Raw genomic sequence first — 25,462 nt, 5'->3', positions numbered from 1 at the left:
GCTTAGCCCTTTGAAGCGCGGAAATGAGCAATCGCCGCATTGAAGGCACGCGCTTCCTGTTCAGGACTCTCCTGACCGCAAATTGCAGACACCACAGCCAGACCATCAACACCGGTCGCCAGCACATCCTCCACATGCGGCAGCTTAATGCCGCCGATTGCCACAGCTGGCAGGCCGTTGTGCGAGTAAACCCGTTTCAACCCGTCAAAACCGATGGAAGGTGCGCAGTTCTTTTTGGTAGCGGTCGGGAAAACTGGGCCGATGCCGAGATAATCGACCACAGCACTATCCGCTTTAGTGGCCATTTCCGCGGTCTGCACCGACAGACCGAGGATCATATCCGCCCCGATTTTTGTCCGCACCTGTTCCGGTGAGCCATCATGCTGGCCGATATGCAAACCATCAGCATTGATAGCAATGGCAACCTCAATATTGTCATTGATAATCAGCTTGGCATTAGTGCCTTCAAGCGCCGCTTTCAATGCTTTGGCAGTTTCAAGCATCTCCTGCTGGTTAGCATCTTTGTCACGCAACTGCACCATTGTGGCACCGCCACGCACCGCTGCGATTGCGGTTTCCACCATACCCAAACTACCGCAAAGCTCGCGGTCGAGAACGAGATAGAGCGACAGATCAAACTGTTTCATAAAATTGTACCTTTGCCTGAGACTGGAATTGTGCGGGAGAGAGCGCATAAAGCGCATCAATAAAATCTATCTGGAAGCTGGCAGGACCTTTTGCCTGCAAGGCCGCCTGCTCTCCGGCCACGGCATACATAGCCAGAGCTGCGGCAGAGGCTTCGAGAGCAGAGACTTTATGTGCGGCGACAAAAGCACCGGTCAGACATGTCAATGCACAGCCCAAAGCTGTGACTTGCGGCATCAGTGGCGAGCCGCCGTCAACGCGCAAAGTTATCTGACCATCGGTGACAAGGTCATAAGCGCCGGTGACTGCGACCGTACATTGATGCTCCCGCGCCAGTTTTTGAGCCGCGTGGTGCGCGCTACCGGCATCATCACCACTGTCTGCACCCTGTCCGCGCGCGGAAAAGCCCGCAAGCGTCAGAATTTCCGATGCATTGCCGCGAATAATTGTTGGTTTCAGTGCCAGCAATTTTTGCGCAGCGTCACGGCGAAATGTTGAGGCAAAATGCGCAACGGGATCAAAAACCCACGGAATATTATGCGCATTGGCAGATGTAACCGCAGCGATCATGCCCTGCACCCAGAGCGGCGATAGTGTGCCGATATTGATTGTGACCGCGCCGCAGAGCTTGGCAAACTCCCCCGCTTCTTCTTGCGCATGCAGCATAGCCGGAGATGCACCGGCAGCCAAAACCACATTGGCAGCCGTATTCATCGCCACAAAATTTGTGATGCATTGTATGAGGGGTTTGCGCTGTCGCATGGTTTCCAGCATCACGCCGAAATCCGGTAGATCTTTCATATCAGCCCTCCGCAACGGTGAGGGTCTGACGCGGGGTGCCGTTATCGTCGCTGTTGCGAAAAGCCGCCCTTTGATCTGACTCCCTCCGCCGGCATTATCCGGTTCAGGTTCAAAGGGTACTTCTCAGCCGGTATGATCCGGGCGCCCCTGTCTCTCATCATCATTATGGCAGAGCGAAATGCAGCTGTCCACCACTTGGGCGTGTTCAGCTGATTAATATGGCACGGAAATCATTGACATTTGTACCGGTCGGTCCCGTTACAAACAGATCACCACTGGCATTAAATGCACTCCAGCTGTCATGGCCTGCGAGAAACTGTTTCGCATCAAGACCAAGCTCCGTCATGTGCTGAATTGTGTTGCCGTCAGCAAAAGCACCGGCATTATTCTCCGAACCATCAATACCGTCCGTATCCGCAGCTAAAGCGTGAATATTAGCATTAACTGCAATATTCAGCGCCAGCGCCAGCATAAATTCGCTGTTACGCCCGCCTTTGCCTGTTTTTGAACCGGAACCGAGCGTTACCGTTGTCTCACCGCCGGAAAGTAACAGAAGCGGCTGGCCGGATGTGCGGTTGCGTGCCTGATATTGCGCCAATGCCCCATGCATCAGCGCAATATCTTTCGCCTCCCCTTCAATGGAATCCGAGAGAATGAGCGTTTCAACGCCCTGCTCCTCAGCCAGTTTTGCAGCCGCCTTCAGGGATTGCGCTGCGCTGGCAATAATATGGTGACTGTGCCGCGCAAACACCGCATCATCAGGCAGCGGCGCATCGGCTGCTTTACTTCGTAAATGCGCCATCACCTTTTCCGGCAACTGCATTTTGTAATGTTCAATATATTTCAGCGCATCATGGCGGGTTGCACGGTCGGCAATTGTCGGCCCTGAAGCGATCAGTGCCGGATCATCACCCGGAATGTCCGAGACAATCAGGCTGACCATACGGGCAGATCCTGCGAGGGCAGCCAATCTGCCGCCTTTAATCGTGGAGACATGTTTGCGGATGGCATTCATGACACTAATTGGCGCACCACTGGCGAGCAGCACCGCATTGACTGCCTGCTCGTCGGCCAGTGTCAGCCCCTCCGGTGGCGCAGGCAACAGAGCCGAGCCGCCACCGCAGATCAATGCCACCACCAGATCGTCTTCATGCAAGTCTTTCAACGCAGCTTTCAACTGTTTTGCTGCTTCCAGTCCGACTGCATCCGGCACCGGATGCGCGGCTTCCAGCACTTTGATAAAACGGCATTCCGCGCCATAGCCATAGCGTGTGACAACCACACCTTGCGGCGCAGGATTGCCCGCCTCAACCCATAAAGTCTCAAAAGCCTGCGCCATTTGCGCAGCGCCTTTGCCTGCACCGATCACGATTGTCTTGCCCTTTGGTGCTGGCGGTAAATATGGTTTGAGACAATGCAGCGGATCAGCTGCCTGCACGGCTGTTTCAAACAAGGATTTGAGGAATTGCCGCTCCTGCCCTTTTTTGAGTTTCGCCTGCGGGCGCCCGATACCCTGCGGCAGCTGGCTGCCACCATCGCTGTAACCGTCAGGAACGTCCCCTACCACATTAATGACACGGCGCTCCGTAATCGCTGCAAATATCTGGTCAACGGCCTGTTTTGCCCCAACTAGGCGTGACGGATGATCGGTATCAGCTGCTGCATGAGGTAGCAGTAGCATGCGTTGCGGATATTTTTTTGCCAATGGCAAATAAGGCGCCAGCGGCCCAGACAGAGTGCCGTCTTTTTCAAACAGGTCGGCATCCACTGCAACATTGCGGATATGTCCGCTCTGCATCAGCGGTTCAAGCATGGCAACATCCACCAGCTCGCCGCGATCGTAATTGATGACCATTGCGCTTGTCGCCATTGCCGACAGAACATCGTGACCGACAAGACCCTGATTGCTATAGCGTCCTGTCTCGCTGTTCAGCGCGCCAAGCCCGATATGCACACTCAATATATCAGCATTTTGTGCTGCCTCTTGCGGTGTCGCCGCGTAAGTATAACCTTGGCTTTCAATCCATGAGCGATGATGTTCGCGCGCATAGATCACCACATCCATAGCAAAGGCTTTGGCTAGCTTTGCCACTTCCATGCCGATATTACCGCTACCGAGAATTGCAAACTTACGCCCTTCAAGACCAGTGCTTGGAAAACGCGCCAGATCGCGGCCGGTATCAAATTTACCCTCCAGCACCTGCGTATAAAGTGTTGCCGTATCCAGATCAGGACGAAACTGTAACAGCGCTTTCTGCACCATTTGCGCGGTAATACGGCTATTAATGCCCGGTGTATTCATCAAAGGCGCTGTGCCGGAAACCCATGATTGCGATTGCATATTGCCAGTGCCTGCACCGATACGCACACCACCCTCGGCGAACAGGCATTGCGGCGGGATACGGGTGGCGGCTGCAATCACCGCATCATATTGCCCCTGCCCCGCAACGCCTATCAGCTCTTCTTCAGTGCTAAGATCAGGGCAATAGAAGAAATGCAGCTTACCGGCTGCGAGTTCCTGCCCTGTTTTTAAACCATGACTGTGAAAGACCCCGCCTTTTTCTTCAATATAATGGCGGATTTCATGCCATTGATGCTTACCTTGCGCATCAAGACGCAACTCCAGATGATCCGTAATCAGGATTTTGGCAGTTTTGTCCGGCATGATTTCAGTTCCCTTATAATTATTTAGTACGGGGCAATACCCAGATTATAGTGATTGGCAATTTGCCAGAACCAGTCTGCATCAAGATCAGTCTGTCGTTCGGCAATACTGATATGCTCAGAACAATGATCGAACAACGCATAACAAAGCTGCTCGTCATCATGGCGGGCATAATAGGCAATGCCATCAAAATTTTCCGGATGATTATGCAATGCTCGTGACCAGTGTTGTGCAGTGTCATAAGGCAGACCGCTATGCAGAACCTCTGCCGTTGCACCAACGACAGCAAGTCCGCGCCCTGCAAGTTTGGCCAATTTTAACGGAGCCGTCAGCTCCAGCACCACATGCGCTTTCTTCTGTAAAAGCCCCAAATCAATCAGGCTGCGACCGGGTTCACGTAAGAATGTTTCAGCAAAAGCACCCTCCCGTGCAGCGGCTGTATAAAGCACACCATAGGATGCATCCGGCGCATTCAGCCTGCCCATATCGGAGCGGTCGAAATAGACGGGTTCAAAAGCAGCTGTATAAAAACGATATAATTTGCTTCCCGCAGCCAGAGTGATCAGCTCAGGCTGTCGGGAAGCCAAATTTTCTGGTGGTTGCGGCCCGCTCACGCGCCTTGCAGACCATTGAGTCGTGCTGCTTCCAGCACTGCGTCTGTTTCACCACGACGCAGCAGTTCAATCGGCTTTTTGCCGTTGAGACGTTCATCCGGTCTGCTCAGAAAATTCAGCAGGAACCACGGATTAGCGCTGCCAAGTGCCTGACGCACAGCTTTCAGTCCGGCAACAATACTGCCGTCATTGAGAAACTGGATCGTCGGATAGGCGCGGCGGTTGCCGGGGCCCGGAACTGCAAGCAATGAGCCATCCTGCACACGTTTATCAACGGCCTGACGGGAAATACCCTGCAATAACAGGCGCACCTGCTCCAGCGTATAGGCGCCACCTGCCTCGCGCAGATCCTGCTGGGCGATTTCAACACCACGCAGCAAAGCCAGAGCGCGCGCATCCGGCTGATAGGCCTCTTTGGCAACAGCCGTTGCAGCAGTTTTATGGACAGGCTGACGTTTCGCAATGGCACGCGCATTTGTATTGCCGCGCGGCTTTGCCTTTGCTGCAGGGGACTGCCGTGCTTTCTCAGCCTTCGGTGTATTCTGCGTTGTCTGTACCATTTTCATCTCCTGAACTTAAAGATGATACTGCACAGACTGGTTGTCAAGCTTGCTATTGTTGTCAAAGTTGACGAAGTTGCATCTTACATGAAGCGACTTGCAGAATATGGCTCTGCGGGAATGAACGGTTTCTCTCCCGTCATCAGCTCTGCCAGCAACCGGCCGGATGCAGGTCCCAGCGTCAAACCATGATGGGCATGACCAAAATTCATCCACAAGCCCGGCTTGTTTGGCACCTGACCGATAACCGGACGCATATCCGGCATGCAAGGGCGCAGACCCAGCCATGGCTGTGCCTCAACCGGTTTACCCAATGACGGCAATACTTTACGCGCACGTTTTTCTGCCCGATCGAGCAGGATACGATTAGCCGGTGCATCCGGCGCTGCAAATTCAATACCGGTTGTCAGACGCATGCCCTGACGCATCGGTGCCAGCACATAGCCACCTTCTACTTCAACCACGGGATGATTGAGCGCTGCACCATCATCAAGCGAGAAATGCAGATGCGTACCGCGTTTGACTGCCATCGGCAGTTTCATTCCGGCCTTGTCATAGATGAGATGGGACTGAGGTCCGAGCGCGGCCACAACATTACGTGCCGTCACAGGTTCACTTGCGCGCACCGACCAGCCATCACTTTGCTGTTGCAAGGTCGAAGCATCGCCGTGCAGGAACACGCCGTCGCGTTGTGTGAAGAGAGAAGCATAGGCTTTGACCAGAGCCGAAGGATCACTCACGGTTTTCGGGTCGAGCCAATGAACGGCACCGGCAATATTGCGCATGGATGGTTCCGTTGCCGCAAAACCGGTGTTGTCGAGCACTTTATAATTCAGACCGAAGCGATCCAGCGACGGCAGAGTTTTCACAAAAGCATCAAAAGCCTGTTCACTGCAAAACGCTTCCAGCCAGCCTTTGTCCTGCACCAGATTCTGGCAACCGGCCTGATCAATCAGAAAATTATGTTCGGTCACACTGGCCTCCACAAGCGGCAGCATGGCTTTTGTTGCTTTTGCCAATCCGTCCGCGGAAGAATGACGCCAGAACTGAAACAGCCATGGTGCCAGTTTTGGCATATAGGCCAGATCATAACGCACATCCGTACGGTTATTCAGACCATATTTAATCAGATTGGCGAGCCCGCGCGGAAATGAATAAGGAATAACGCTTGAGCGCTCAATCAGACCGGCATTGCCATAACTCGTCCCCTCACCCGGATCTTTTTTGTCGATCAGACAAACGGCATGGCCGCGTGCCTGCAAGTGAAGAGCAGTGCTGACACCGATAATGCCTGCACCCAGAATGATTGTATCGAATTTACGCATGGTATGGCCGGAAAATACGGGTCATGACTACAGGCAGAAAAATTCCGGCCGGCAGTTTGCCACGAAGGACTGAAATTACAGGATTAAGACAATGAGCGCGCAAAGTTGCGCGCTCATCAAACGGTTTTAACAGCCGTTACGATCAATAAATATCGAAGTCGAAATACTTCTTCATGATCTTGTCATAGGTGCCGTTCTTGCGGATACCGTCAATCGCCGCATTGAACTGGGCTTTCAGATCATCATTGCCCTGTTTCAAAGCAATACCGGTTTCTGTCTGTGTGCCCGGCACGTCTTCAAGAATATGGCAGCAGCTTCCGGCTTCCGTCTTCAGCCAGTCAACGACAGGAAATTTGTCGGAGATCATTGCATCCAGACGGCCGGTCTTCAGATCCGCATTGGCTTCGTCGGCGCTCACATAGAGTTTGACCTCAGCACCGGCTTTAGCCAGCACATCTTCCGCATAAATCGCCTGTGTTGTGCCGCCCTGCGCACCGATTGTTTTGCCGGAGAAGCTTTCCGGTTTCACATCTTTAATCGGGCTGTCTTTCGGCACAGCAATCGCCAGAGGCGTGGAGTAATATTTATTGGTGAAGTCGATCTGTTTCTTGCGCTCTTCGGTAATGCTCATCGATGCGATAACCGCATCAAATTTGCCCGCCTGCAAGCCCGGAATCATACCGTCCCAATCATTGGCAACGAGGGTGCATTTGGCTTTCATTTCCTCGCAAAGAGCATTGGCGATATCAACGTCAAAGCCCTTCAGCGAACCGTCAGCATCAACAAAGTTGAACGGAGGATAAGCACCTTCTGTGGCAATACGGATTTCTTTCCATTCTTTTGCGCCCGCCGATGTCGCAATAGCAGCCAGTACCATACCTGCAAATAAAACTGATTTACGCATAGTTCCCTCATTATGTCGTGAAAATCATTCTCCGAGGGCAGCTAAACAGAAAAACGGGGCAAAGGAAAGCCCTTGCCCCGTTTCTCATTTCATCAAGATATTCTGAATACGCATCATGTAGATACGTATTCATCCCGCCATTAAGCGTAAACTTTACCGAAGCGGTTTGCGAGGAACTTATCCAGCGCAATATCTTCCTGCTTCATGAAGCCCTGTGCAGGGATGCTGCCATCAGCAAGCATATCAACAACAGCGCAGATAGCGGAAGCAGTGGTAACCTGAATACCGGTCATTTCCAGACCATCCTGAGTCTGGTTGTAAACCTTATTCGCATAAGTTTCCTGAGTCAGACGACCGTCTTTGTAGCCGGTTACGGTTACGAAGATAACGATAACGTCCTGCTGGGTGCCCGGAACTGCAGTTTCAAGAATGTCCTTGAATACATCGCGGCGATGACGCAGGCCGAGGTCGTTCAGCAGGGTCTTGAAGATGTCGCAATGGCCAGGGTAACGGATGGTGCGGTAGTTCAGGGTGCGAACTTTGCCTTCAAGGGTTTCAGCCAGAGTGCCGAGACCGCCGGAAGTGTTGAACGCTTCGTACTGAACGCCTTCGAGCGAGAATTCTTCGCGCTCTTCCATAGCAGGAACCAGTGTCAGCTTGCCGTTGACGATGGCTTCACATGGTTCAATATATTCGTTGATAACGCCGTCCGTGCTCCATGTCAGGTTATAGGTGATGGAGTTGGTCGGGAACTGTGGCAGAGCGCCGACGCGCATGCCGATGGATTCCAGCTTGTCGAATTTCTTGGCCAGATCGTAAGCAACGATCGAAATAAAGCCAGGAGCCAGACCGCACTGTGGAATGAAGGCGGTTTTAGCGGTTTTCGCCAGTTCTTTAACATGGCGTGTGCTTGCAACGTCTTCGGTCAGGTCGAGATAGTGAACGCCTGCTTTTGCAGCTGCATCAGCAATACGGATTGTCATCTGGTAAGGCGCAGCGCTGAGAACAGCAAATTTACCGGCCAGAACGGCTGCCAGAGCGGCTTCATCAGCAATATCAACAACTTTAGTTGTGATGTTCTTTTTGCCGGCAAGCGCTTTCAGCTGCTCTTCCGCACGGTCTGTTACCGTTACATTATAATCACCGGTGTTACCCAGAAGCTGTGCAATTGTTACACCGATCTTACCGGCACCAACGACGACGACGTCTTTCATGACTGACCCTTTATTATATTGCCTGAGTGCCACTGCCTGTGCCTGCGCAACAAGGAAAATGTAACACTTTAATAATACTGTATTATTTCCCGAGGACTTGATTCAGCCTCAGGAAATGATGGCATAGAGTCGCAGAATTTTCGTCAAAAAGAAGTATCTAAAATGACGGAATGACGCTATATATTTGAACGAAGTGACGCTAGCGAGGTTCAAAATGACGACGAAAGCCGATATGGCCCTGATTGCTCTTTTACGCGAGAATGCCCGCGCATCGACAGCAACACTTGCCAGACGGCTCGGCGTTTCCCGTACAACGGTTCAGAGCCGTATCGACCGGCTGGAAAAACGCGGCATCATTACCGGCTATACCGTTAAACTGTCTTCAGAACATGAAAGCCATCTGGTGCGTGCGCATGTGCTGGTTACAGCCCTGCCGAAATTTTCACCAAAGGTTGAAGTCGGCCTCAAAACCATGATGTCCGTGCGATCTGTTCATTCGATCAGCGGCAATTTTGATATGATTGTTATTGTTGAGGCACCGTCAATCGGCGAACTCGACAGTGTGCTCGATCAGATCGGCGCACTGGAAGGTGTTGAACGCACCATGTCTTCTATTATTCTCTCCACCCGCATCGAGCGGTAAAGTCTTTTCAGCCCCATTAAACTGGATCAGTTTCCCACCAGCTCTGCATAGCTATGCGCGTCTTTCCGAGAAAAATCAGGTCTTATCCGAATTTCAGGGGGATTGTGGCCGCTTCAGGGCTGCGCTGAGCGCTTTTGCGGCAAGTTTTTTACTTAAAATGATGATTATGACAATTTAATGCCTGACGGAGCGTTTTCCCAATCCGAATAAGCAACGCAGCTATGCAAATTTGTCTCTGCTCATTTCAGATCATTAGGGCTATATACAACTCAACAAACAACGACATAAAATTTTCTAGGTGAGAAACATGAACCTGATCCGCTCTTACAACAACTGGCGCCGTTACCGCAGCACAGTAAACGAACTGAACCGCCTCTCAACCCGCGAACTGAACGATCTCGGCATCCTGCCTGCAGAAATTCCGTTTGTAGCTCGCAAGGCAGCTCAGCGCTAATAAGAATTACAGAGATATCAAACCTGAGCCTCCCTCCTCCTCCCAACTCAGGTTTGATCGAAGACCGGTCTCCCTCCTCCCAACCGGTCATTCATTGTAACGCCCGATGCTCCTCCCAGCGTCGGGCGTTTACTTTTTCGGCAACCAGTTTTTGGTCTTCAACACTCAAAGATGGATATAGGCAAAGCCCTGTATTTGCAGATATGCAAGTTCTGCAACGCCGCTTGGCACCACATCATCCTCTGAAAGACGATACAGATTTTTAATCTCGAGATTACGTGCGCGCATTGTATTGGCGCAAGCCAGAAAACGAACGCCCTGTTCGCATAAATTATCAAAACGTTTTTTCAGAATATCGTCGGCTTCCGCAATCTGAAACAAATCCAGACCCGCGCCGTGGCAAACCACACGGATGGTAAAAGCCAGTTTTGATTCACATCCTGCAGATAATGCCTGCACATGATTGGTCAGGGATGTGAGCAATGCCGCCATATAAGCTTTTGCCTCAGCCGCTGTGGCATTTATATAAGCACCATTATTATGATAAACGACCCGCTGTTCACCGGACTTGCTATAACGATTATGGGTCAGCGGATCATTCATCATAAAACTCCGGTCAGAGAACGACGACCTTCAAGTCGATCGTGTTACAGGTAATATTGGCATTACCGCCCTGTCTTGTTATTTCGCCGCCTTCTCACGGGCACGGGCATCAGCCACCGCCATTTTGAAACCGTTATAATCCAGTGCCATCGCACGGAACGGGCCGATCAGATGCGTTGGAGTGCCTTCAACGCCGATCGATTCCGCCTGCGCCATGACACGCTTCAGCTGCGCAGTGATTTTACCGTTGTTTTTGTTCAGATCAGCCTGCAATTGCTGCATATCAATGCCGGAGGCTTTAACCGCATCAAGCATCGCCTTTTTAGACACTTTGCCGCCCGGAATGGACATCAGTGCTTTATGAACGATTTCATATTTGCCCTGATATTGCGCTGCCAGTGCCAGCTGGGAACCATAGACTGAAGATTCCGTCAGGATCGGCCATTCTTTATAAACAAGGCGGATATTTCCGTCTTCCTTAACGATACGCGCCAGATCAACACCGGATTTTTTGCAGTAAATACAATTATAATCGGTGAAGACGACAATAGTCAGATCACCTTTGGGATTGCCGCCGGCAGGCGCTTCCGGATCATAGAGAATCCCGTTGACATCAACCTCCTGTGCAAAAGCAACCTGCTGGCTGTTCAACAGAAAAGCAGTGCTCAGCGCAATACCGGATGAGAGTTGAAGGAACTGGCGGCGTTGCATATGGTTCTCCTGCAATGCAATAGGTAAATAAGGTTGGCGCGGCTCAGAGGCCGAGTGCCTGAAGACGATTGTCCAGCTTGTCCGGTGTCAGCTCGCCAATGATACGATTTTGCGTCTGTTCTTTGGCTGTTTGTGCTTCAAGGAACATCAGCGTTGGCGGCCCGACAACATTAAAACGCTGCATCAGATCACGGCTGGCATCATTATAATCAGTGATATCCGCTTTAATCAGCGTGAGATTGCCCAGACGGCCTGCATATTCCGGATTTTTCATCACTTTTTCATTGCTCTTACAGGTTGTGCACCAGTCTGCGGTGAAGTCCACCAGCACCGGCTTACCTGTCGCAATTGCCTGATTGAGCACCTGATCATATTCAGCTGAAGTTTTTACAATTCTGACCGGCTGGGTTGTAGCCGTCTGTGCAATCTGTTGGGTGCTGCCCTGTAAAAAGCCCAATGGTTGCCACGGATCCGTTGAACCGCCTGCAAAACCGACCATCAGCAATATTCCGTAAATCAGTGCGGCAATACCGGTGGTTTTTTCAAGGCGCATCCATGCGGTGCTTTTAGCACTCAGGCGGTCAAACACACCGAGGAAAACACCACAAGCCAGTGCTGTGAGCGCCAGCAACAGCATCGCATTCTCATCGGAGAGCAGGCGCAGGATCATATAGATTGCCAGTCCCAGAAAGACGACGCCGAAAATCTGTTTGATTGTATTGAGCCACGGGCCGGATTTCGGCAGATATTTTGCACCAAATGTGCCGAAAATAATCAGCGGCACACCCATACCCAGTCCCAGAGCGAACAGAGCAGAGGCACCGCGCACGGCATCGCCGGTCTGCGCAACATAGAGTAATGCAGCGGCAAGCGGCGGGGTCACACAAGGCCCGACAATCAGCGCGGAACCAAAACCCAGTATCAGAGCGCCGCTGATTGCACCGCCTTTGCCGGATGTGTTGCGGCTGAAGAAATTTGTCCAGCCTTGCGGTAGTTGCAATTCATAATAGCCGAACATCGACAAAGCGAGCGCGACAAACACCAATGCCATAAACCCAAGCGCATAGGGTGTTTGCAATGCGGCTTGCAAATTATAGCCCGACCAGGATGCGGCAAAGCCAAGCACGGCATAGGCTGCAGCCATCGCCACCACATAAGCCGATGACAAGACAAAGCCGCGGCCGGATGACAGTTTTTCACCGGATTTTGCCAGCATTCCCGACAGGATCGGAATCATCGGGAAAACGCAGGGTGTCAGTGCCAGCAACAGACCGAAGCCAAAAAATCCGGCCAGCATGAAAGCGAAATTGGAGCCAAGCCACGCCGTTACTTCTTCCGTGCTGACATCGGTGAGGCTTGCAATCAGACCGGTTTCAGCCGGTGCTGCGGGTTCCTGTGCAGGCGCAGTATCATCGGTCAGTGATAAATCTGGGGCAGCAAGTTCCGTCTGTGACAGACCTCCCAGACCCAGCGCCACTTTGGAAAGCTCCAGTGTTTGCAGATCAAGCGAGCGTGTTACCGGCGGATAGCAGATACTGTCTTCCTCACATCCCTGCCAGCGCACCAGAACATGCCCCTCTTTCGGCAGCGCATTTTCAGGCACCTGTGCAAAAGCGCGGTTATACAAAACTTCAGTACGGCCGAAATTCATGTCATCCTTGATGACACCTTCACTGACATCGGCAGGAAGTACTGTACCGTCCGGTTTTTCGACCTGTATCTTGTCGCGATACATGTAAATTTTAGGCGCAATATTCCATTGAAATTGCAGCGCGTTTTTCTCATCGCGCGTGACACTCAATTGCATAACTTCTTCAGCGCTGCGCATGGTTTGCGCAACAGCCTGAATACCGGTCACAGGTGTAAAAGCAGCAGATAATACAATGCTGAAAAAGAGCAGACTGAAAAGCTGTCGGTAAAAATGTCGGATCATATTATCCTGCGAGAACTAGAATTTTGTATGCGATACCCTAATAAGACGCCCGAATATCACACAGATAGGCGGATGCCTGTTATAATGTCCATACTATCTTATGACCTTAAGTCAGCCTTAAGGCAGAAAAGCCAGTCTTGCAGATAATAGACCGCAAAAGTTAAGCGGAACAATATTGATGGTTAAAGTGCATTCCTAAGCGGCCTGAAAGAGGGCCCGAAAGCAAGAATGTTCCGGAGAATAAGATGCGTGTTTTGGTAGTGGAAGATGATCCGGTTTTGTCCAACGGCCTGAAGGTCGGGCTGGGTCTGACCGGCGCAACCGTGGATCAGGTTGCTACCTGTGCAGATGCGCTGGCCGCATTGGCGTGCACACGCTTTGACGCGATTGTGCTGGATCTGATGCTGCCGGACGGTTCCGGCCTTGATGTTTTGAAGAAAATACGCGCTGATAAAGATCAGACACCGGTTTTATTGCTGACTGCGCTGGATGAAACCGCAGACCGAATTACGGGTCTGGACAGCGGTGCCGATGATTATATGGGCAAACCTTTTGATCTCGATGAACTGGCGGCGCGGGTCAGAGCCATCGCCCGCCGCGGTGCCGGACGCGCCCGCGCAGTCATGATTGCCGGTCATGTAGAGCTTGATCCTTCCAGCCTCAATGCAAAAGTCAAAGGCGAACGGGTTCCGCTGTCACGCAGAGAATTTGCCGTATTGGCTGCTTTAATGGAAAGACCCGGAATTATCCGCTCCAAGAGTGATATTGAAGAAAGGCTCTATGGCTGGCAGGAAGAAGTGGAAAGCAATACTGTCGAAGTGCATATCCATAATCTGCGCAATAAAGTCGGGCGGGATGCCATTGAAACCGTGCGCGGCCTCGGCTACCGGATGCGGGTAACATAATGACTTCTCTGCATAAAAGACTGTTTATTATCCTCGTCACAGCCACAGGCATTATCTGGGCCTGTGCTGTCGCATGGACCTATTTCAACAGCCGCAATGAGTTGGAAAAAGTACTCGACACACGTCTGCAGGAAGCCGCACGCATGGTGCATTCGCTGCTGGGCAATGCTTCCACCGGCATGAACACAACCAAAGCCATCAGTCTCCCGCATGAGCATGGCAGCTATGAACGCTATCTTTCCTGCCAGATCTGGTCACTGGACGGCGAACTCGTCGGCAGTTCAACCGGCGCACCGGACATTAAAATAGCAGGCAACAGCACCGGCTTTTCCGATGAGGTGGTTGAGGGTGAATTATGGCGTGTCTATACAATCGTTGATCCTGCAAAAGGCGTAAGAATTATCGTTGCAGACCGGTTGGCTTTGCGTGACCGTCTCGTCAGCGATCTGGTTAAAGGGCTTCTCGCTCCGGTTATTCTGATCCTGCCGCTGCTTGGCTTCCTGATCTGGGTCAGTCTCGGCCGTGGCCTGCGGCCATTGCATGAACTGGCGGATAAAGTCCGGCAAAAAGATGCGGATGATATGCGGCCGTTGCAGGCAGCGAATATCCCTTCCGAAGTCCGGCCGCTGGCCGATGCTCTGAACGGGCTGTTTATCAAAGTGGAAGCCGCACGGCGCCATGAACGGGAGGTAACGGCTTTTGCCGCCCATGAATTGCGCACCCCCCTCGCCGGTTTGAAAACACAGGCACAAATTGCACTGGCGGCAACCGATCCGGCTATTAAAGAAGGCGCACTGCAGCAAATTCTGTTGTCCGTTGACCGGACAACCCGTCTTGTCCGCCAATTGCTGGCTTTGGCCAAGCTGGATGCCGATGCCTCTCCCGTAGTGAGTGAGAAGGTCAATCTCGGTCAGTTGGCTGAGGAAATCATTGCTCAAAATCCGGTCAGCGGACGAAAAATCGAGAACCACATTGATCCGGCTCTTTATGAACAAGTGATACAGACTGACCGGCATAATCTCACACTGATGCTGCGCAATATTTATGAAAACGCCACGCATTATTCACCGCAGAACGAAACTATCAGCTGGGAAAGCCTGCCAACCGGCAGCGGCATTGTCGTCAAAGATTGCGGGCCCGGCGTGGCGGAGGAAGAAATCCCGTTGCTGACCACACGTTTTTATCGCGGCAGCAATAAGAGCCAGACCGGCACCGGACTGGGGCTGACCATTGTGGAAACGGCCGCTAAACGTGTCGGTGTGCTTTTCAACTTGCGCAACCGGAAAGATCGTATGGGTATGGAGGCCGAGCTGCGCTGGATATAAAGTGCAGTCAAAAATCAGACATAATTTCAAGATTATAGAAGTTTAAATACATAAGTGCTAGAATGAAATAAGTTCAAAATGAACTATATTAGTGCTATTTAAATAGATAATGATTTTGAAAGGAAAAATTAGTGAACCGGACAGGTAAGACGCTCCTGTTTGTACTGATTTTTCTTTTGTTCTGGGTCACGCTGACACCTTTTATGGATTTACGTGATCCGTCGGTGCTGCTCGCACAGGAACAGGGCAATGCGCTCCAGCAGCTTGTGTCTTTGTCACTGTTCTTTATCTCTGCGCTTTATTTGCTGGCAAATTGGCAAATTGCCCTCAAAATGCTGTCGCCATTGCTGATTATCCTGCTGTTCTGGCAGTTCATTACAGTCTTCACGTCTGATTATTCCGGTATATCCTTCCGCCGTTATGTCTACAGTATAACGGTGATTGTGACCGCAATGGCTTGGGTCATTCTGCCTGAGAACCAGCAGCATTTTCAGCGCATGTTGAAATATCTAAGCTTGTTTATTCTGGGATTGTCTTATTTCGGCGTGATATTCATGCCGGAAGTCTCCATTCATAATGAAGCTGAGGTGCTGGAACTGATTAATGCCGGTTCGTGGCGCGGGCATTTCTCTCATAAGAATATTGCAGGTCCTGCGATGATCGTGCTGATCATCTATAATCTGTATCTGCTGCGCAAAGATGATTATCTGATACCGGCTCTGAATATTGTTCTGGCTACGATTTTCCTGATTTTTTCAAACAATAAAACCTCCATCGGTCTGATTGTTATCGCTCTTCTCGTGGCCGAGACTATTCGTTTTGTGCGATTGCTGCCGCTGCAATATCTCGCTGCGATCATACCTGTCGGGCTGATGCTGCTGCTCACAGTCGGCACGGTTGTGAGCCTGCCTGTGCAGGATTTTGTTACAGGCCTGATTTCGGACCCGACATTTACAGGGCGCACCGAAATTTGGAAATTCGCACTGGAGCAATTGCGTGCGCATCCGTGGGTCGGTTTCGGCTTTGATACATTCTGGAATATGTCCCATTTGATCAATGGCGGCTATGAAATAGAGACCTGGGCATCAAGAGCCGGTCATGCGCATAACGGTTATATTAACCTGATGATGACAACAGGACTGATCGGCATCACGCTTTTCATTGTCTGGATGCTGTTTTGTCCGCTTCTGGATTATCATCGCTCCCAGAAATCCGGCAATGATCCGGCACTCGCAGTCATGTATCTGCGCATCTGGGTTTTTATGATGCTCTATGCCTCTCTGGAATCGCCGTTCTTTGCTCCGCGCGGACAGGTCTGGTTTTCGCTGCTGGCGGCGGTTTTTGCCCTGCGCCTTCATGCTCGCGTCAAAGCCCGTTAAATCGCTAAATTTCCGCTTCATCCGTCATTTTGCAGCCGCTCTCCGGCCAAATGATGAATAAGCAGCACAATGTGATTACTATTCATCACAAATGATTGTGCTTGTTGTTGACTAAGCTCAATTTTCAAACTGTATTTCTGTGATCTTATATCCGTGGGAGACGGATTAGGAGCATGCTGCGAAAAACCGGAACATGGTTATTCGGCACCGGCATGCAAAACAAAACCGGAGCACGCTATGCTCCGGACGGCAGTTAACCGCAAACAAGGTTATCCGGGGGGATACCGGTGCGGTTACAGTCACTGCAGGCGAACATTATTGAGGAAATGTCGGCTATGAATCATAAAAATAATCACCGGACAGGCGGAGAGATCCTGATTGATGCTTTGCGCATCAATGGCGTGGACAGAGCTTTCTGCGTACCGGGTGAAAGCTATCTGGCGGCTCTGGATGCATTGCATGATGCAAAAGAGGATATTGAGCTGATTGTCTGCCGTCAGGAGGGCGGTGCGACTTATATGGCGGAAGCCTATGGCAAGCTCACCGGCAAGCCGGGAATTGCTTTTGTCACCCGCGGGCCGGGCGCAACCAACGCATCTGTCGGTGTGCACACGGCATTTCAGGATTCCACCCCGATGATCCTGTTTATCGGACAGGTTGCCAGCGATCAGGTTGAGCGTGAAGCCTTTCAGGAAGTGGATTATCGCCGCATGTTCGGCCAGATGGCCAAATGGGTTGTGCAGATTGATGATGTCGCCCGTATTCCGGAACTGGTATCTCAGGCATTTCACCGCGCAGTGAATGGTCGTCCGGGCCCTGTTGTTGTGGCACTGCCGGAAGATATGCTGACCGCCCATGCCAGTGTTGCTGACGTTCCGGCACATAAAAAGATCGAAATCTCTGCCGGTGCAGAGCAATTGCAGGAACTGGCTGATCTGTTGAAACAAGCAGAGCGCCCTGTAGTCATGCTCGGCGGCAGCGGCTGGAATAAACAGGCCGTGGCCGATGCGGAAGCCTTCTGCGTTGCGAATAATCTGCCTGTTGCCACATCATTCCGCTGTCAGGATCTCTATAATAATGCGCTGGCTAATTATGCCGGCGAGCTTGGCACATCCGCAAGCCCGAAACTGCTGCAAAGCATTAAAGACAGCGATTTGCTGCTGGTCATCGGCGCGCGGATTGGTGAAATGACCAGTGCCGGCTATACAATGGTCAATATTCCGGTGCCAAACCAGAAACTGATCCATGTGCATAGCGGCGCTGAAGAACTGGGACGCGTCTATTACCCTACCCTGCCGATCAATGCGACAATGGCTGCTTTTGCCAAGCAGTTGCGCGGTCTTGGCAAGATCGGTTCTGATAAATGGGCATCATGGACAGCTGAGCTGAACAAGAATTACAATGATAATCTGCAACATGCGCCAATTCCGGGTGATGTGCAGATGGGCGAAATCATGCAGTGGATGCGTGCAAATCTGCCTGAAGATACGATTATGACCACCGGTGCAGGTAACTACACTGCATGGCCACATCGTTTTTATCAGTACAAGACCTTCCGCACCCAGCTCGGCGCAACCAACGGCTCCATGGGCTATGGTGTACCGGCGGCGATTGCTGCCAAACTGACCGACCGTGACCGCACTGTCATTGCTTTTGCCGGTGACGGTTGTTTCCTGATGAATGGTCAGGAACTGGCAACAGCCATGCAATATGATGCCCGTGTCGTGTTCATCGTTGTCAATAACGGCATGTATGGCACCATCCGTATGCATCAGGAACGCACCTATCCGGGTCGCGTTTCCGGCACCGGTCTCGCTAATCCGGATTTTGCAGCGCTGGCACAAGCCTATGGCCTGCATGGTGAAACAGTTGCAGCAACGGATGAATTTGTACCGGCTTTTGAACGTTGCGTAGCTTCAGGCAAGCCTGCACTGATTGAAATCCGAATTGATCAGGAAGCGATTACACCGAAAATGAGCCTGAGCGCGATGCGTGAGCAGGCTCTGGCTGCTCAAAAAGGCTGATCTGTCTTTATCCGGCTTAATAATTACCCCCTCCCCTTCTGACCGGAAGGGGAGGGGGTAAGTTTTTTAAGGGCATCTTTTATCAAAGCCCTCCCCTGTTTAAGGGCTAGATATCTTTCATCAGACGCAGCGCATCATAAATCGCTGCATGGGTATTACGCGCGGCAACAGCATCGCCGATACGATAAAGCTGATAGCGGCCGCTCTCATTTTTATTAACCTGCTGTGCCTGCCCGGCGATCAGATCATCATAATTGACCGCACCGAGATTTCTGGACTGCGGCTTGAGTTCAAAATACAGATCATCCAGCGGTCTTGTACCGTGATTAATCACAATCTGATCATGATCTTGCTGTTTATCCACGCCGCCATAATCGCTCCCGATATGTGCCGTGAGGCTATTGCCGTTTCGGGAAACTCTATCAAGACGATAGGTCACCGTGAAAGTTACACCGTCTTTCTGCAGACTCCGCATATAAGGCACAAGGTTCATCGCCATGATTTCCGGCGCAAAACTGCGGTCAGGTGTCATGAGTTCAACTTTTGCTCCTGCTTTTGCCAGCACTTCTGCCGCCTGCAAAGCCGCATGGTCGCCCGCATCATCAAAAATCAGCACATTGCTGCCCGCTTTGACATCACCGGAGAGAATATCCCATGCGGAAACAACAAGATCATTGCCCTCGGGAAGCATTTCAACATGTGGCATACCACCAGTGGCAATAATCACGATATCAGGGTTTTCGGCACCAATTTCCGCCTGCTCTGCCCATGTATTGAAACGGAATTGTACGCCAAAGCGTTCGCATTGTGCCATACGCCAGTCGATAATGCTGATCATCTCACGACGGCGCGGTGATTGTGCGGTGAGACGGATTTGCCCGCCTGCCCTGTCCGCGGCTTCAAAAACCACGACTTTATGGCCGCGTTCACCGGCAACACGGGCGGCTTCCATACCGGCAGGCCCCGCGCCGACAACTACAATTTTCTTTTTCACCGGCGCTTTGCTTATCGTGTGCGGCATGGTCAGTTCACGCCCAGTTGCCGGATTATGGATGCAATAGGCGGCACCGCCCTGATAAATCCTGTCGAGGCAATAATTCGCACCAACACAAGGACGGATATCTTCTTCTCTTCCCTCAATAATTTTACGCACAATATGCGGATCGGTCATATGTGCGCGGGTCATCCCCACCATATCGAGCTTGCCGGAGGCAATGGCATGGCGGGCAGTTGCCACATCCGGAATCTTCGCCGCATGGAAAGTCGGAAAATTCGTGGCTGCGCGGATTTCTCCTGCAAAATCGAGATGTGGTGAATTCGCCATACCCTGAATAGGAATAAGGTCTGTCATTGCCGGGTCAGTATCAATATGGCCGCGCACCACATTCAGGAAGTCAATCATGCCACTGTCTTTAAGACGGCGGGAAATTTCGATCCCCTCCTCCTTATCATGGCCGCCTTCCATCATTTCATCGCCGGTATAACGGATACCGACAATAAATTCCGGCCCCACCCGTTTGCGGATTTCTGCCAGCACATCAAAGGTAAAGCGCAGACGATTATCCAGCGAACCGCCATAGGCATTATCGAGATCATTGGTCACCGGTGACCAAAATTGCTGGATCAGATGGCCATAGGCCTGCAACTCTATCCCGTCGAGACCGGCCGCCTGCATACGCTCTGCCGCATCGCCGAAGTCTTTGATAATCCGCTCAATGTCCCAGTCTTCAAGACGTTTTGGAAAAGCACGGTGTGCCCCTTCCCGCTCATGAGACGAGGTGACAGCTGGCAACCAGTCGCCTTTGTCCCAGCGCGTACGGCGGCCGAGATGGGTGAGCTGGATCATCACCGCTGCACCGTGCTCATGACATTCATCAGCCAGTGCTTTCATCCACGGCACCACCTCGTCCTTATAGGCGAGCACATTATTGAAGACCGGCGGACTATCGCGCGAGACAGTTGCCGAACCGGCAGTCATGGTCAGCGCCACGCCCGCCTTTGCGCGCTCCACATGATAAGCGCGATAGGCATCTTTCGGCATGCCGTCTTCCGGATAAGCAGGCTCGTGGGATGTTGTGATAATACGGTTGCGAAGCCGCAGATGTTTAAGCTGATAAGGCTGTAAGAGCGGATCATTGTTCATTGCATTCCCCTTTTTTTGAGGAAGCCTAATTAAAATGTACAAGAGTGTCAATTTTATATACAGCAGTGTACATTTTATCGCAGTCAGGTTAAGATGCACCTCGCCAGTGAACTTAAACATCTGAATTATAATAATAATTTTAAAAAGGATTATATATGTCCGCAATTGATAATGACGGTGAGAGCGGCTGGCGTGGCTCAAAGGAGCTCTGGCTGGATGCCGCCTATCAGGTATTATTGGAAAGCGGTATCGACAATGTCCGGATTCTGACACTAGCCAAAATGCTGAAATTATCACGCACAAGTTTCTACTGGTTCTTTAAAGACCGTGATGCATTGCTTGATGCGCTGTTACAGCTTTGGCAGGAAAAGAATACCACAGCCCTGCTCCGACAGGCCGGTACAGATGCACAAAGCCTGAGCGAAGCCACCCTCAATTTGTTTGACTGCTGGCTTGACCGCGCTGTCTTCGACAGCAGTTTTGAACATGCTGTTCGCAGTTGGGGTGTACAGTCCCCTGCGGTTGCACAGGCTCTAAATGAGGCTGACGCCACCCGGCTTGAAGCTATACGATCCATGTTTATCCGCCACGGTTGTGAGCCTCTGCTGGCAGATGTCCGCTCAAGGGCACTCTATCTGACCCAGATCGGCTACATCAGCCTCAATACAAATGAGGATGTGACAACACGAATGCAACGCGTGCCGTCTTATGTGGCAATATTCTCCGGCACCCTGCCCTCTGCCCGCGAGCTTGAGCAATTTCATCAGCGTCATTCCTACCGGCATTATTCGTGATGCATTTGGTGCTGCGGACATTATCTGCTATCAGAACATTCACAATATTCATGCGCTTTAAAACAATGGATATTGTCAGACAGCATTCATCCGCAGAAATTGAGACGCCATGTTTACGCTAGCAAAACGAGAAGTTTTTGAGCAGGAAATCAAACGAAGCCGTTTTCTTGCCATTGCACTTCCCGTCGCTGATGAAGAAGCTGCCAAAGATTTTATCGCTCGTGAATCTTATAGTGATGCCAATCATAATTGCTGGGCGTGGCGTATGGGGCAAAATTATCGCTTCAATGATGATGGTGAGCCAAGCGGCACAGCGGGCAAACCGATCCTGCAAGCCATTGACGGATTGGAACTCGACAATGTTGTGGTGCTGGTCACCCGATGGTTTGGCGGAACATTGCTAGGCAGCGGCGGCCTGATCCGTGCCTATGGCGGCACTGCAGCCTTATGCCTGCGCGCTTCGGAACTGGTTGAGCTTATCCCGACCCAGACAAGTTTTATCCGTGCACATTTTTCTGAACTCGCTTTAATAAAAGCGCGGCTTGCTGGGGTCGAACATCTGACAATCGCATCGGAAGATTTTCATAATACCGGAGCTGATTTGCGGCTGGAAATTCCGTCACAACAAAAAGACGCTGTGCTGCGTATGCTCACAGATATAACGGCAGGCAGAATTCAGATTGCAGACAAGGCAGAAGATCTGAGTTTCTGAAACCGGCAAGCAGTGTTGACAGCTGTCAACCGGATCACGATCAGACACAGATTGATGAGCCTTACAAACTCATGCCATCTCACACTCACAACTCACAGCAAAGCATCTCCGAACAGAGCGCCCACCACCTACGCACCATAACCGGCATCGATTTTTGACTGCAAGAATGCGTTGCAGAGCGGTTAATATCCATTAACTATAAATAATTTGACTTTCCCTGCAGGATTTTACACTCTTGTAACGAAAAATTACAAAATCTTGCCGGTTTACCGTTACTCGCCACTGCATCTGTTATTTGCGTTTTCCAGTGTTGATTTAAGCACTTGCGTTAACAGATTAGTAATTTTGTCCGAATCGTAGCATGATGGACAAAGAAAAGCAGTGGTTTACGACTATACGCGGCCAATGCGCATAAAGGTTGGATAAATTGACGACGAATTGGGCAGATATTGTTGCTGATGCACAGCAGCATTTAGCAACCACAAACAAGGCTGCAAATGCACCTTTGGCGGCAGACCGCGCAATCGCTGCGGATGCCGAGCTTTTATCTGCGCAATTACAGGCAATGCGCGAACGTCTGTTTGCCCCGGCGTCTAACAAAATCCTGCGCAAATTCAGCAGCAGCGAAGCAGCCAAACTGATTGGTGTTTCCGACAGCTATCTGCGTCAGCTGTCCATTGCCGGCGAAGGTCCGCAGCCGGAAACCGGCTCCGGCGGACGCCGTCTCTATACTCTGGAAGATATTAATGCGCTGCGTCATTTGCTGACCGAGCAGAATGCCAATAAGAACCGCAACTATCTGCCATGGCGCGATGAAGAACGCGGCGAGCATATGCAGGTTATTGCCGTCACTAATTTCAAAGGCGGCTCAGGAAAAACTACAACCACAACCCATCTGGCGCAGCATCTGGCTCTGTCCGGCCTGCGCGTTTTGGCAGTTGATCTCGATCCGCAGGCATCTATGTCGGCCTTGTTCGGCTATCAGCCGGAACTGGATCTGAGCGGCAATGATACACTCTATGGCGCCATCCGTTATGATGAAGCACAACGCCCTCTGCGTGATATTATCCGTAAAACCTATTTTGACGGCCTCGATCTCGTGCCTGGCAATCTGGAACTGCAGGAATTTGAACATACCACACCGCGAGTGCTGGCAGAGCGCCGCGGTCCTGCCGCTGATATGTTCTTCACACGTGTTCAGGCTGCTTTGCAATCGGTCGCAGATGATTATGATGTTGTTGTTCTGGACTGCCCACCGCAACTCGGCTTTCTGACCTTGTCAGCTTTATGCGCAGCAACATCAGTGATTGTTACCGTACATCCGCAAATGCTTGATGTCGCATCCATGAGCCAGTTCCTGTTCATGACATCCGATTTGCTCTCGGTTGTACGTGAAGCCGGCGGGTCGCTGAATTTCGACTTCCTGCGCTATCTGATTACCCGTTACGAACCAAATGACGGCCCGCAGGCGCAGATTGCAGGCTTCCTGCGCGCCCAGTTCGGCGATCGTGTACTCACAGCACCCATGGTTAAATCAACTGCTGTTTCCGATGCCGGCCTGACCAAACAGACACTTTATGAGGTTGGCCGCGAGAATTTCAGTCGTGTCACTTATGACAGGGCTATGGAGTCGTTGACAGCTGTCAACAGCGAGATCGAAGCACTGATCCATTCCGCCTGGAACCGTCCGGCGAGGGGAGGTAAGGCATGAACAGCTCAAGCCGCAAAAATCAGTTAAAGGCTTTGTTCGGTGCGCCCTTACCGGCAGCATCAGAGCCACAAGCTCCAGAGGTTTCAGTCTCATCATCACAAGCTGAGGCTCCGGCATCAGTACCGGAGAAAGCACCCGATCAGCTGATCCGTCCTTCAGCCAGCCGTTCCGGCGCCGTCAAGGCTATGGGGCTGTCCTTGGCCGATATGTCCCGTGAGCTGGAAAGTGCCAAACAACTCTCTGAAAGCCTCGCCAAAGGCGATCAGGTTGTTGAACTTGATGCTTCGCTGATTGACGGTTCCTTCGTTGAAGATCGTCTGACCCGTCAGGAAACCGATGATCCGGAATTTCTGGCTCTGGTGCAAAGCCTGCATCAGCATGGCCAGCAGGTGCCTATTCTGGTACGCCCGCATCCCGATCAGGCTGGGCGTTTTCAGGCCGCCTATGGTCACCGTCGTATGCGTGCTGCTGCACGGCTTGGATTACCGGTAAAAGCGCTTATCAAGCCGCTGACCGATGCAGAGCTCGTTCTTGCGCAAGGTAAAGAAAACAGCGAGCGCCGTGATCTTTCTTTCATTGAGCGTGCTTTATTCGCTCAGGCTTTGATTGAGCGTGGTTTTGAACGCTCCACTGTTCAGGATGCTCTGTCGCTGCATAAGGCAGAAATGACACGTTTCCTGCAAGTGGCAGCAGCCATTCCGGAACAGATTATCCGTGCGATTGGGCCAGCACCAAAAGTCGGAAGACCACGCTGGATGCAATTAGCAGATGTTCTGCGTGATAAGCTGCAGCTCAAACAGGCTCAGCGTATTATCACTGACAGTGACTTCAAAGATGCGGAAACGGATCTACGCTTTCAGCATTTGCTCCAGAAGCTCACCGCAACAGAGAAGCCGGAAATAAATAAACCTGCAGAACAGAAGCTGCATACACGCAATGGCGAGAGCCTTGGCTTGTTACGGTTACAGCAGGGCAGGGCGCAATTTGATCTGCAACGGCACGATGCGGAAGGTTTTGCGGAATATCTCGCCGGTGAGATGGCTGAGCTTTATGAACAATTTCAGCAGAAGAAAAACGGATGAATCTATCCCCGTCTTCTCTCTGCGCGTTAGTAATGCGTATCAGGCGTTACAAATAATTTCAGAAATAACAGACTGAAATTATCAACAGCATAAATGAAGGAACCACACGGTTTATGGAGTGAGAAGGGCGCTAGCAGATCAAAAGCCCCGAAAACGACAGAGCCAGTTTTAACAGATAGGAAAAAACGGCAAGAAAAAAGGCCCCCTGAACGTTACCGAACCGGAAGCCCTCTTTCGATGTAGCAATTAGAGAGAATCACTTTCGCGATCAAAAGTCAAGAGTCGGCAATGTTCCGGCAGTGTTTTTGCTTGCCT

22 protein-coding genes, 1 pseudogene and 1 riboswitch are annotated in these 25,462 nt (G+C 51.4%); of the genes and pseudogenes, 10 read left to right on the top strand and 13 right to left on the bottom strand.

Going from position 1 to position 25,462, the window contains the following annotated elements:
• Positions 1–2 precede the first annotated feature (2 nt).
• From thiE to KHQ09_RS01085, 9 genes and pseudogenes are all read right to left on the bottom strand, one after another.
• Complete coding sequence (thiE, locus tag KHQ09_RS01120) at positions 3–647, bottom strand: thiamine phosphate synthase (RefSeq protein ID WP_213600126.1); 645 nt, start codon at positions 645–647, stop codon at positions 3–5.
• Positions 634–1,446 (bottom strand): hydroxyethylthiazole kinase, encoded by an 813-nt coding sequence (gene thiM, locus KHQ09_RS01115; protein WP_238481513.1) that lies wholly within the window; start codon positions 1,444–1,446, stop codon positions 634–636. The genes thiE and thiM overlap by 14 nt, the downstream gene beginning before the upstream one ends.
• A 63-nt stretch (positions 1,447–1,509) precedes the next feature.
• A riboswitch (TPP riboswitch) is annotated at positions 1,510–1,605 on the bottom strand.
• A 46-nt stretch (positions 1,606–1,651) separates the two neighbouring features.
• The gene (locus tag KHQ09_RS18430) at positions 1,652–2,956 is read right to left on the bottom strand and encodes a glycerate kinase type-2 family protein (protein ID WP_238481538.1); all 1,305 of its coding nucleotides are present in this window, start codon (positions 2,954–2,956) and stop codon (positions 1,652–1,654) included.
• A gap of 207 nt (positions 2,957–3,163) precedes the next feature.
• A pseudogene (locus tag KHQ09_RS18425) lies at positions 3,164–3,709 on the bottom strand (NAD(P)-dependent oxidoreductase); the annotation flags it as partial.
• A 425-nt stretch (positions 3,710–4,134) separates the two neighbouring features.
• Entirely contained in the window at positions 4,135–4,698 is a 564-nt protein-coding gene (locus KHQ09_RS01105; protein ID WP_238481512.1) for an RES family NAD+ phosphorylase, read from the bottom strand.
• Between the two features lie 23 nt (positions 4,699–4,721).
• Positions 4,722–5,285: a hypothetical protein gene (locus KHQ09_RS01100; RefSeq protein ID WP_022711570.1), complete on the bottom strand. Its 564-nt coding sequence runs from the start codon at positions 5,283–5,285 to the stop codon at positions 4,722–4,724.
• 83 nt (positions 5,286–5,368) lie between these two features.
• On the bottom strand, positions 5,369–6,610 hold the full coding sequence (locus KHQ09_RS01095) for an NAD(P)/FAD-dependent oxidoreductase (RefSeq protein WP_213600124.1): 1,242 nt from the start codon (positions 6,608–6,610) through the stop codon (positions 5,369–5,371).
• A gap of 142 nt (positions 6,611–6,752) precedes the next feature.
• Positions 6,753–7,514, bottom strand: coding sequence for an ABC transporter substrate-binding protein (locus KHQ09_RS01090; protein ID WP_022711568.1), 762 nt, complete (start codon positions 7,512–7,514; stop codon positions 6,753–6,755).
• 140 nt (positions 7,515–7,654) lie between these two features.
• Positions 7,655–8,728: a saccharopine dehydrogenase family protein gene (locus tag KHQ09_RS01085; RefSeq protein ID WP_022711567.1), complete on the bottom strand. Its 1,074-nt coding sequence runs from the start codon at positions 8,726–8,728 to the stop codon at positions 7,655–7,657.
• A 214-nt stretch (positions 8,729–8,942) separates the two neighbouring features.
• Here KHQ09_RS01085 and KHQ09_RS01080 point away from each other — a divergent pair, with 214 nt between their 5' ends.
• Both KHQ09_RS01080 and KHQ09_RS01075 read left to right on the top strand, forming a co-directional pair.
• Positions 8,943–9,371, top strand: a complete 429-nt coding sequence (locus KHQ09_RS01080; protein ID WP_022711566.1) for an Lrp/AsnC family transcriptional regulator — start codon at positions 8,943–8,945, stop codon at positions 9,369–9,371.
• A 307-nt stretch (positions 9,372–9,678) separates the two neighbouring features.
• A complete protein-coding gene (locus KHQ09_RS01075; protein WP_075656864.1) occupies positions 9,679–9,825 on the top strand; it encodes a DUF1127 domain-containing protein in 147 nt (48 codons plus the stop codon).
• A gap of 165 nt (positions 9,826–9,990) precedes the next feature.
• Here the strand turns inward: KHQ09_RS01075 and KHQ09_RS01070 are convergent, their stop codons facing one another.
• The 3 genes from KHQ09_RS01070 to dsbD form a co-directional block, all read right to left on the bottom strand.
• Entirely contained in the window at positions 9,991–10,431 is a 441-nt protein-coding gene (locus KHQ09_RS01070) for a DsrE family protein (RefSeq protein WP_213600123.1), read from the bottom strand.
• 75 nt (positions 10,432–10,506) lie between these two features.
• Positions 10,507–11,139, bottom strand: a complete 633-nt coding sequence (locus KHQ09_RS01065) for a DsbA family protein (RefSeq protein ID WP_213600122.1) — start codon at positions 11,137–11,139, stop codon at positions 10,507–10,509.
• Between the two features lie 43 nt (positions 11,140–11,182).
• A complete protein-coding gene (dsbD, locus tag KHQ09_RS01060; protein WP_213600121.1) occupies positions 11,183–13,072 on the bottom strand; it encodes a protein-disulfide reductase DsbD in 1,890 nt (629 codons plus the stop codon).
• Between the two features lie 245 nt (positions 13,073–13,317).
• Between dsbD and KHQ09_RS01055 the strand changes: the two genes are divergently transcribed.
• From KHQ09_RS01055 to KHQ09_RS01040, 4 genes are all read left to right on the top strand, one after another.
• Complete coding sequence (locus tag KHQ09_RS01055; protein WP_213600120.1) at positions 13,318–13,977, top strand: response regulator; 660 nt, start codon at positions 13,318–13,320, stop codon at positions 13,975–13,977.
• Positions 13,977–15,302, top strand: a complete 1,326-nt coding sequence (locus tag KHQ09_RS01050; protein WP_213600119.1) for a sensor histidine kinase N-terminal domain-containing protein — start codon at positions 13,977–13,979, stop codon at positions 15,300–15,302. Before KHQ09_RS01055 ends, KHQ09_RS01050 begins: the two co-directional genes overlap by 1 nt.
• Before the next feature lie 131 nt (positions 15,303–15,433).
• On the top strand, positions 15,434–16,681 hold the full coding sequence (locus tag KHQ09_RS01045; RefSeq protein ID WP_213600118.1) for an O-antigen ligase family protein: 1,248 nt from the start codon (positions 15,434–15,436) through the stop codon (positions 16,679–16,681).
• Between the two features lie 335 nt (positions 16,682–17,016).
• Positions 17,017–18,705, top strand: a complete 1,689-nt coding sequence (locus tag KHQ09_RS01040; protein WP_213600117.1) for a thiamine pyrophosphate-binding protein — start codon at positions 17,017–17,019, stop codon at positions 18,703–18,705.
• 106 nt (positions 18,706–18,811) lie between these two features.
• Here KHQ09_RS01040 and KHQ09_RS01035 read toward each other — a convergent pair whose 3' ends face one another.
• A complete protein-coding gene (locus KHQ09_RS01035) occupies positions 18,812–20,848 on the bottom strand; it encodes an NADH:flavin oxidoreductase (RefSeq protein ID WP_213600116.1) in 2,037 nt (678 codons plus the stop codon).
• 155 nt (positions 20,849–21,003) lie between these two features.
• Between KHQ09_RS01035 and KHQ09_RS01030 the strand changes: the two genes are divergently transcribed.
• The 4 genes from KHQ09_RS01030 to repB all read left to right on the top strand — a co-directional run bounded on the left by KHQ09_RS01030 (position 21,004) and on the right by repB (position 25,147).
• On the top strand, positions 21,004–21,642 hold the full coding sequence (locus tag KHQ09_RS01030; RefSeq protein ID WP_213600115.1) for a TetR/AcrR family transcriptional regulator: 639 nt from the start codon (positions 21,004–21,006) through the stop codon (positions 21,640–21,642).
• 109 nt (positions 21,643–21,751) lie between these two features.
• Positions 21,752–22,354: an IMPACT family protein gene (locus KHQ09_RS01025; RefSeq protein ID WP_116088386.1), complete on the top strand. Its 603-nt coding sequence runs from the start codon at positions 21,752–21,754 to the stop codon at positions 22,352–22,354.
• Positions 22,355–22,859: 505 nt separating this feature from the next.
• Positions 22,860–24,065 carry a plasmid partitioning protein RepA gene (gene repA / locus KHQ09_RS01020; RefSeq protein WP_238481537.1) on the top strand — a complete coding sequence of 402 codons (1,206 nt, stop codon included), beginning with the start codon at positions 22,860–22,862 and terminating at the stop codon, positions 24,063–24,065.
• Positions 24,062–25,147: a plasmid partitioning protein RepB gene (gene repB, locus KHQ09_RS01015; RefSeq protein WP_213600114.1), complete on the top strand. Its 1,086-nt coding sequence runs from the start codon at positions 24,062–24,064 to the stop codon at positions 25,145–25,147. The genes repA and repB overlap by 4 nt, the downstream gene beginning before the upstream one ends.
• Positions 25,148–25,462 lie beyond the last annotated feature (315 nt).

The organism is Pseudochrobactrum algeriensis, from assembly GCF_018436245.1.
GTDB lineage: Bacteria > Pseudomonadota > Alphaproteobacteria > Rhizobiales > Rhizobiaceae > Pseudochrobactrum > Pseudochrobactrum saccharolyticum.
Note: the sequence above shows the minus strand (reverse complement) of the source record. Positions and strands in the feature narration are given on the sequence as shown.

What these genes read in the sequence shown, in the direction of transcription:
- dsbD (WP_213600121.1), bottom strand. Translation starts at nt 13,072, where the DNA reads ATGATCCGACATTTTTACCGACAGCTTTTCAGTCTGCTCTTTTTCAGC.
- KHQ09_RS01070 (WP_213600123.1), bottom strand. Translation starts at nt 10,431, where the DNA reads ATGATGAATGATCCGCTGACCCATAATCGTTATAGCAAGTCCGGTGAA.
- KHQ09_RS01085 (WP_022711567.1), bottom strand. Translation starts at nt 8,728, where the DNA reads ATGAAAGACGTCGTCGTCGTTGGTGCCGGTAAGATCGGTGTAACAATT.
- KHQ09_RS01055 (WP_213600120.1), top strand. Translation starts at nt 13,318, where the DNA reads ATGCGTGTTTTGGTAGTGGAAGATGATCCGGTTTTGTCCAACGGCCTG.
- thiE (WP_213600126.1), bottom strand. Translation starts at nt 647, where the DNA reads ATGAAACAGTTTGATCTGTCGCTCTATCTCGTTCTCGACCGCGAGCTT.
- KHQ09_RS01090 (WP_022711568.1), bottom strand. Translation starts at nt 7,514, where the DNA reads ATGCGTAAATCAGTTTTATTTGCAGGTATGGTACTGGCTGCTATTGCG.
- KHQ09_RS01040 (WP_213600117.1), top strand. Translation starts at nt 17,017, where the DNA reads ATGAATCATAAAAATAATCACCGGACAGGCGGAGAGATCCTGATTGAT.
- KHQ09_RS01030 (WP_213600115.1), top strand. Translation starts at nt 21,004, where the DNA reads ATGTCCGCAATTGATAATGACGGTGAGAGCGGCTGGCGTGGCTCAAAG.
- KHQ09_RS01075 (WP_075656864.1), top strand. Translation starts at nt 9,679, where the DNA reads ATGAACCTGATCCGCTCTTACAACAACTGGCGCCGTTACCGCAGCACA.
- KHQ09_RS01025 (WP_116088386.1), top strand. Translation starts at nt 21,752, where the DNA reads ATGTTTACGCTAGCAAAACGAGAAGTTTTTGAGCAGGAAATCAAACGA.
- KHQ09_RS01080 (WP_022711566.1), top strand. Translation starts at nt 8,943, where the DNA reads ATGACGACGAAAGCCGATATGGCCCTGATTGCTCTTTTACGCGAGAAT.
- KHQ09_RS01100 (WP_022711570.1), bottom strand. Translation starts at nt 5,285, where the DNA reads ATGGTACAGACAACGCAGAATACACCGAAGGCTGAGAAAGCACGGCAG.
- KHQ09_RS01050 (WP_213600119.1), top strand. Translation starts at nt 13,977, where the DNA reads ATGACTTCTCTGCATAAAAGACTGTTTATTATCCTCGTCACAGCCACA.
- repB (WP_213600114.1), top strand. Translation starts at nt 24,062, where the DNA reads ATGAACAGCTCAAGCCGCAAAAATCAGTTAAAGGCTTTGTTCGGTGCG.
- KHQ09_RS01065 (WP_213600122.1), bottom strand. Translation starts at nt 11,139, where the DNA reads ATGCAACGCCGCCAGTTCCTTCAACTCTCATCCGGTATTGCGCTGAGC.
- thiM (WP_238481513.1), bottom strand. Translation starts at nt 1,446, where the DNA reads ATGAAAGATCTACCGGATTTCGGCGTGATGCTGGAAACCATGCGACAG.
- KHQ09_RS01035 (WP_213600116.1), bottom strand. Translation starts at nt 20,848, where the DNA reads ATGAACAATGATCCGCTCTTACAGCCTTATCAGCTTAAACATCTGCGG.
- KHQ09_RS01095 (WP_213600124.1), bottom strand. Translation starts at nt 6,610, where the DNA reads ATGCGTAAATTCGATACAATCATTCTGGGTGCAGGCATTATCGGTGTC.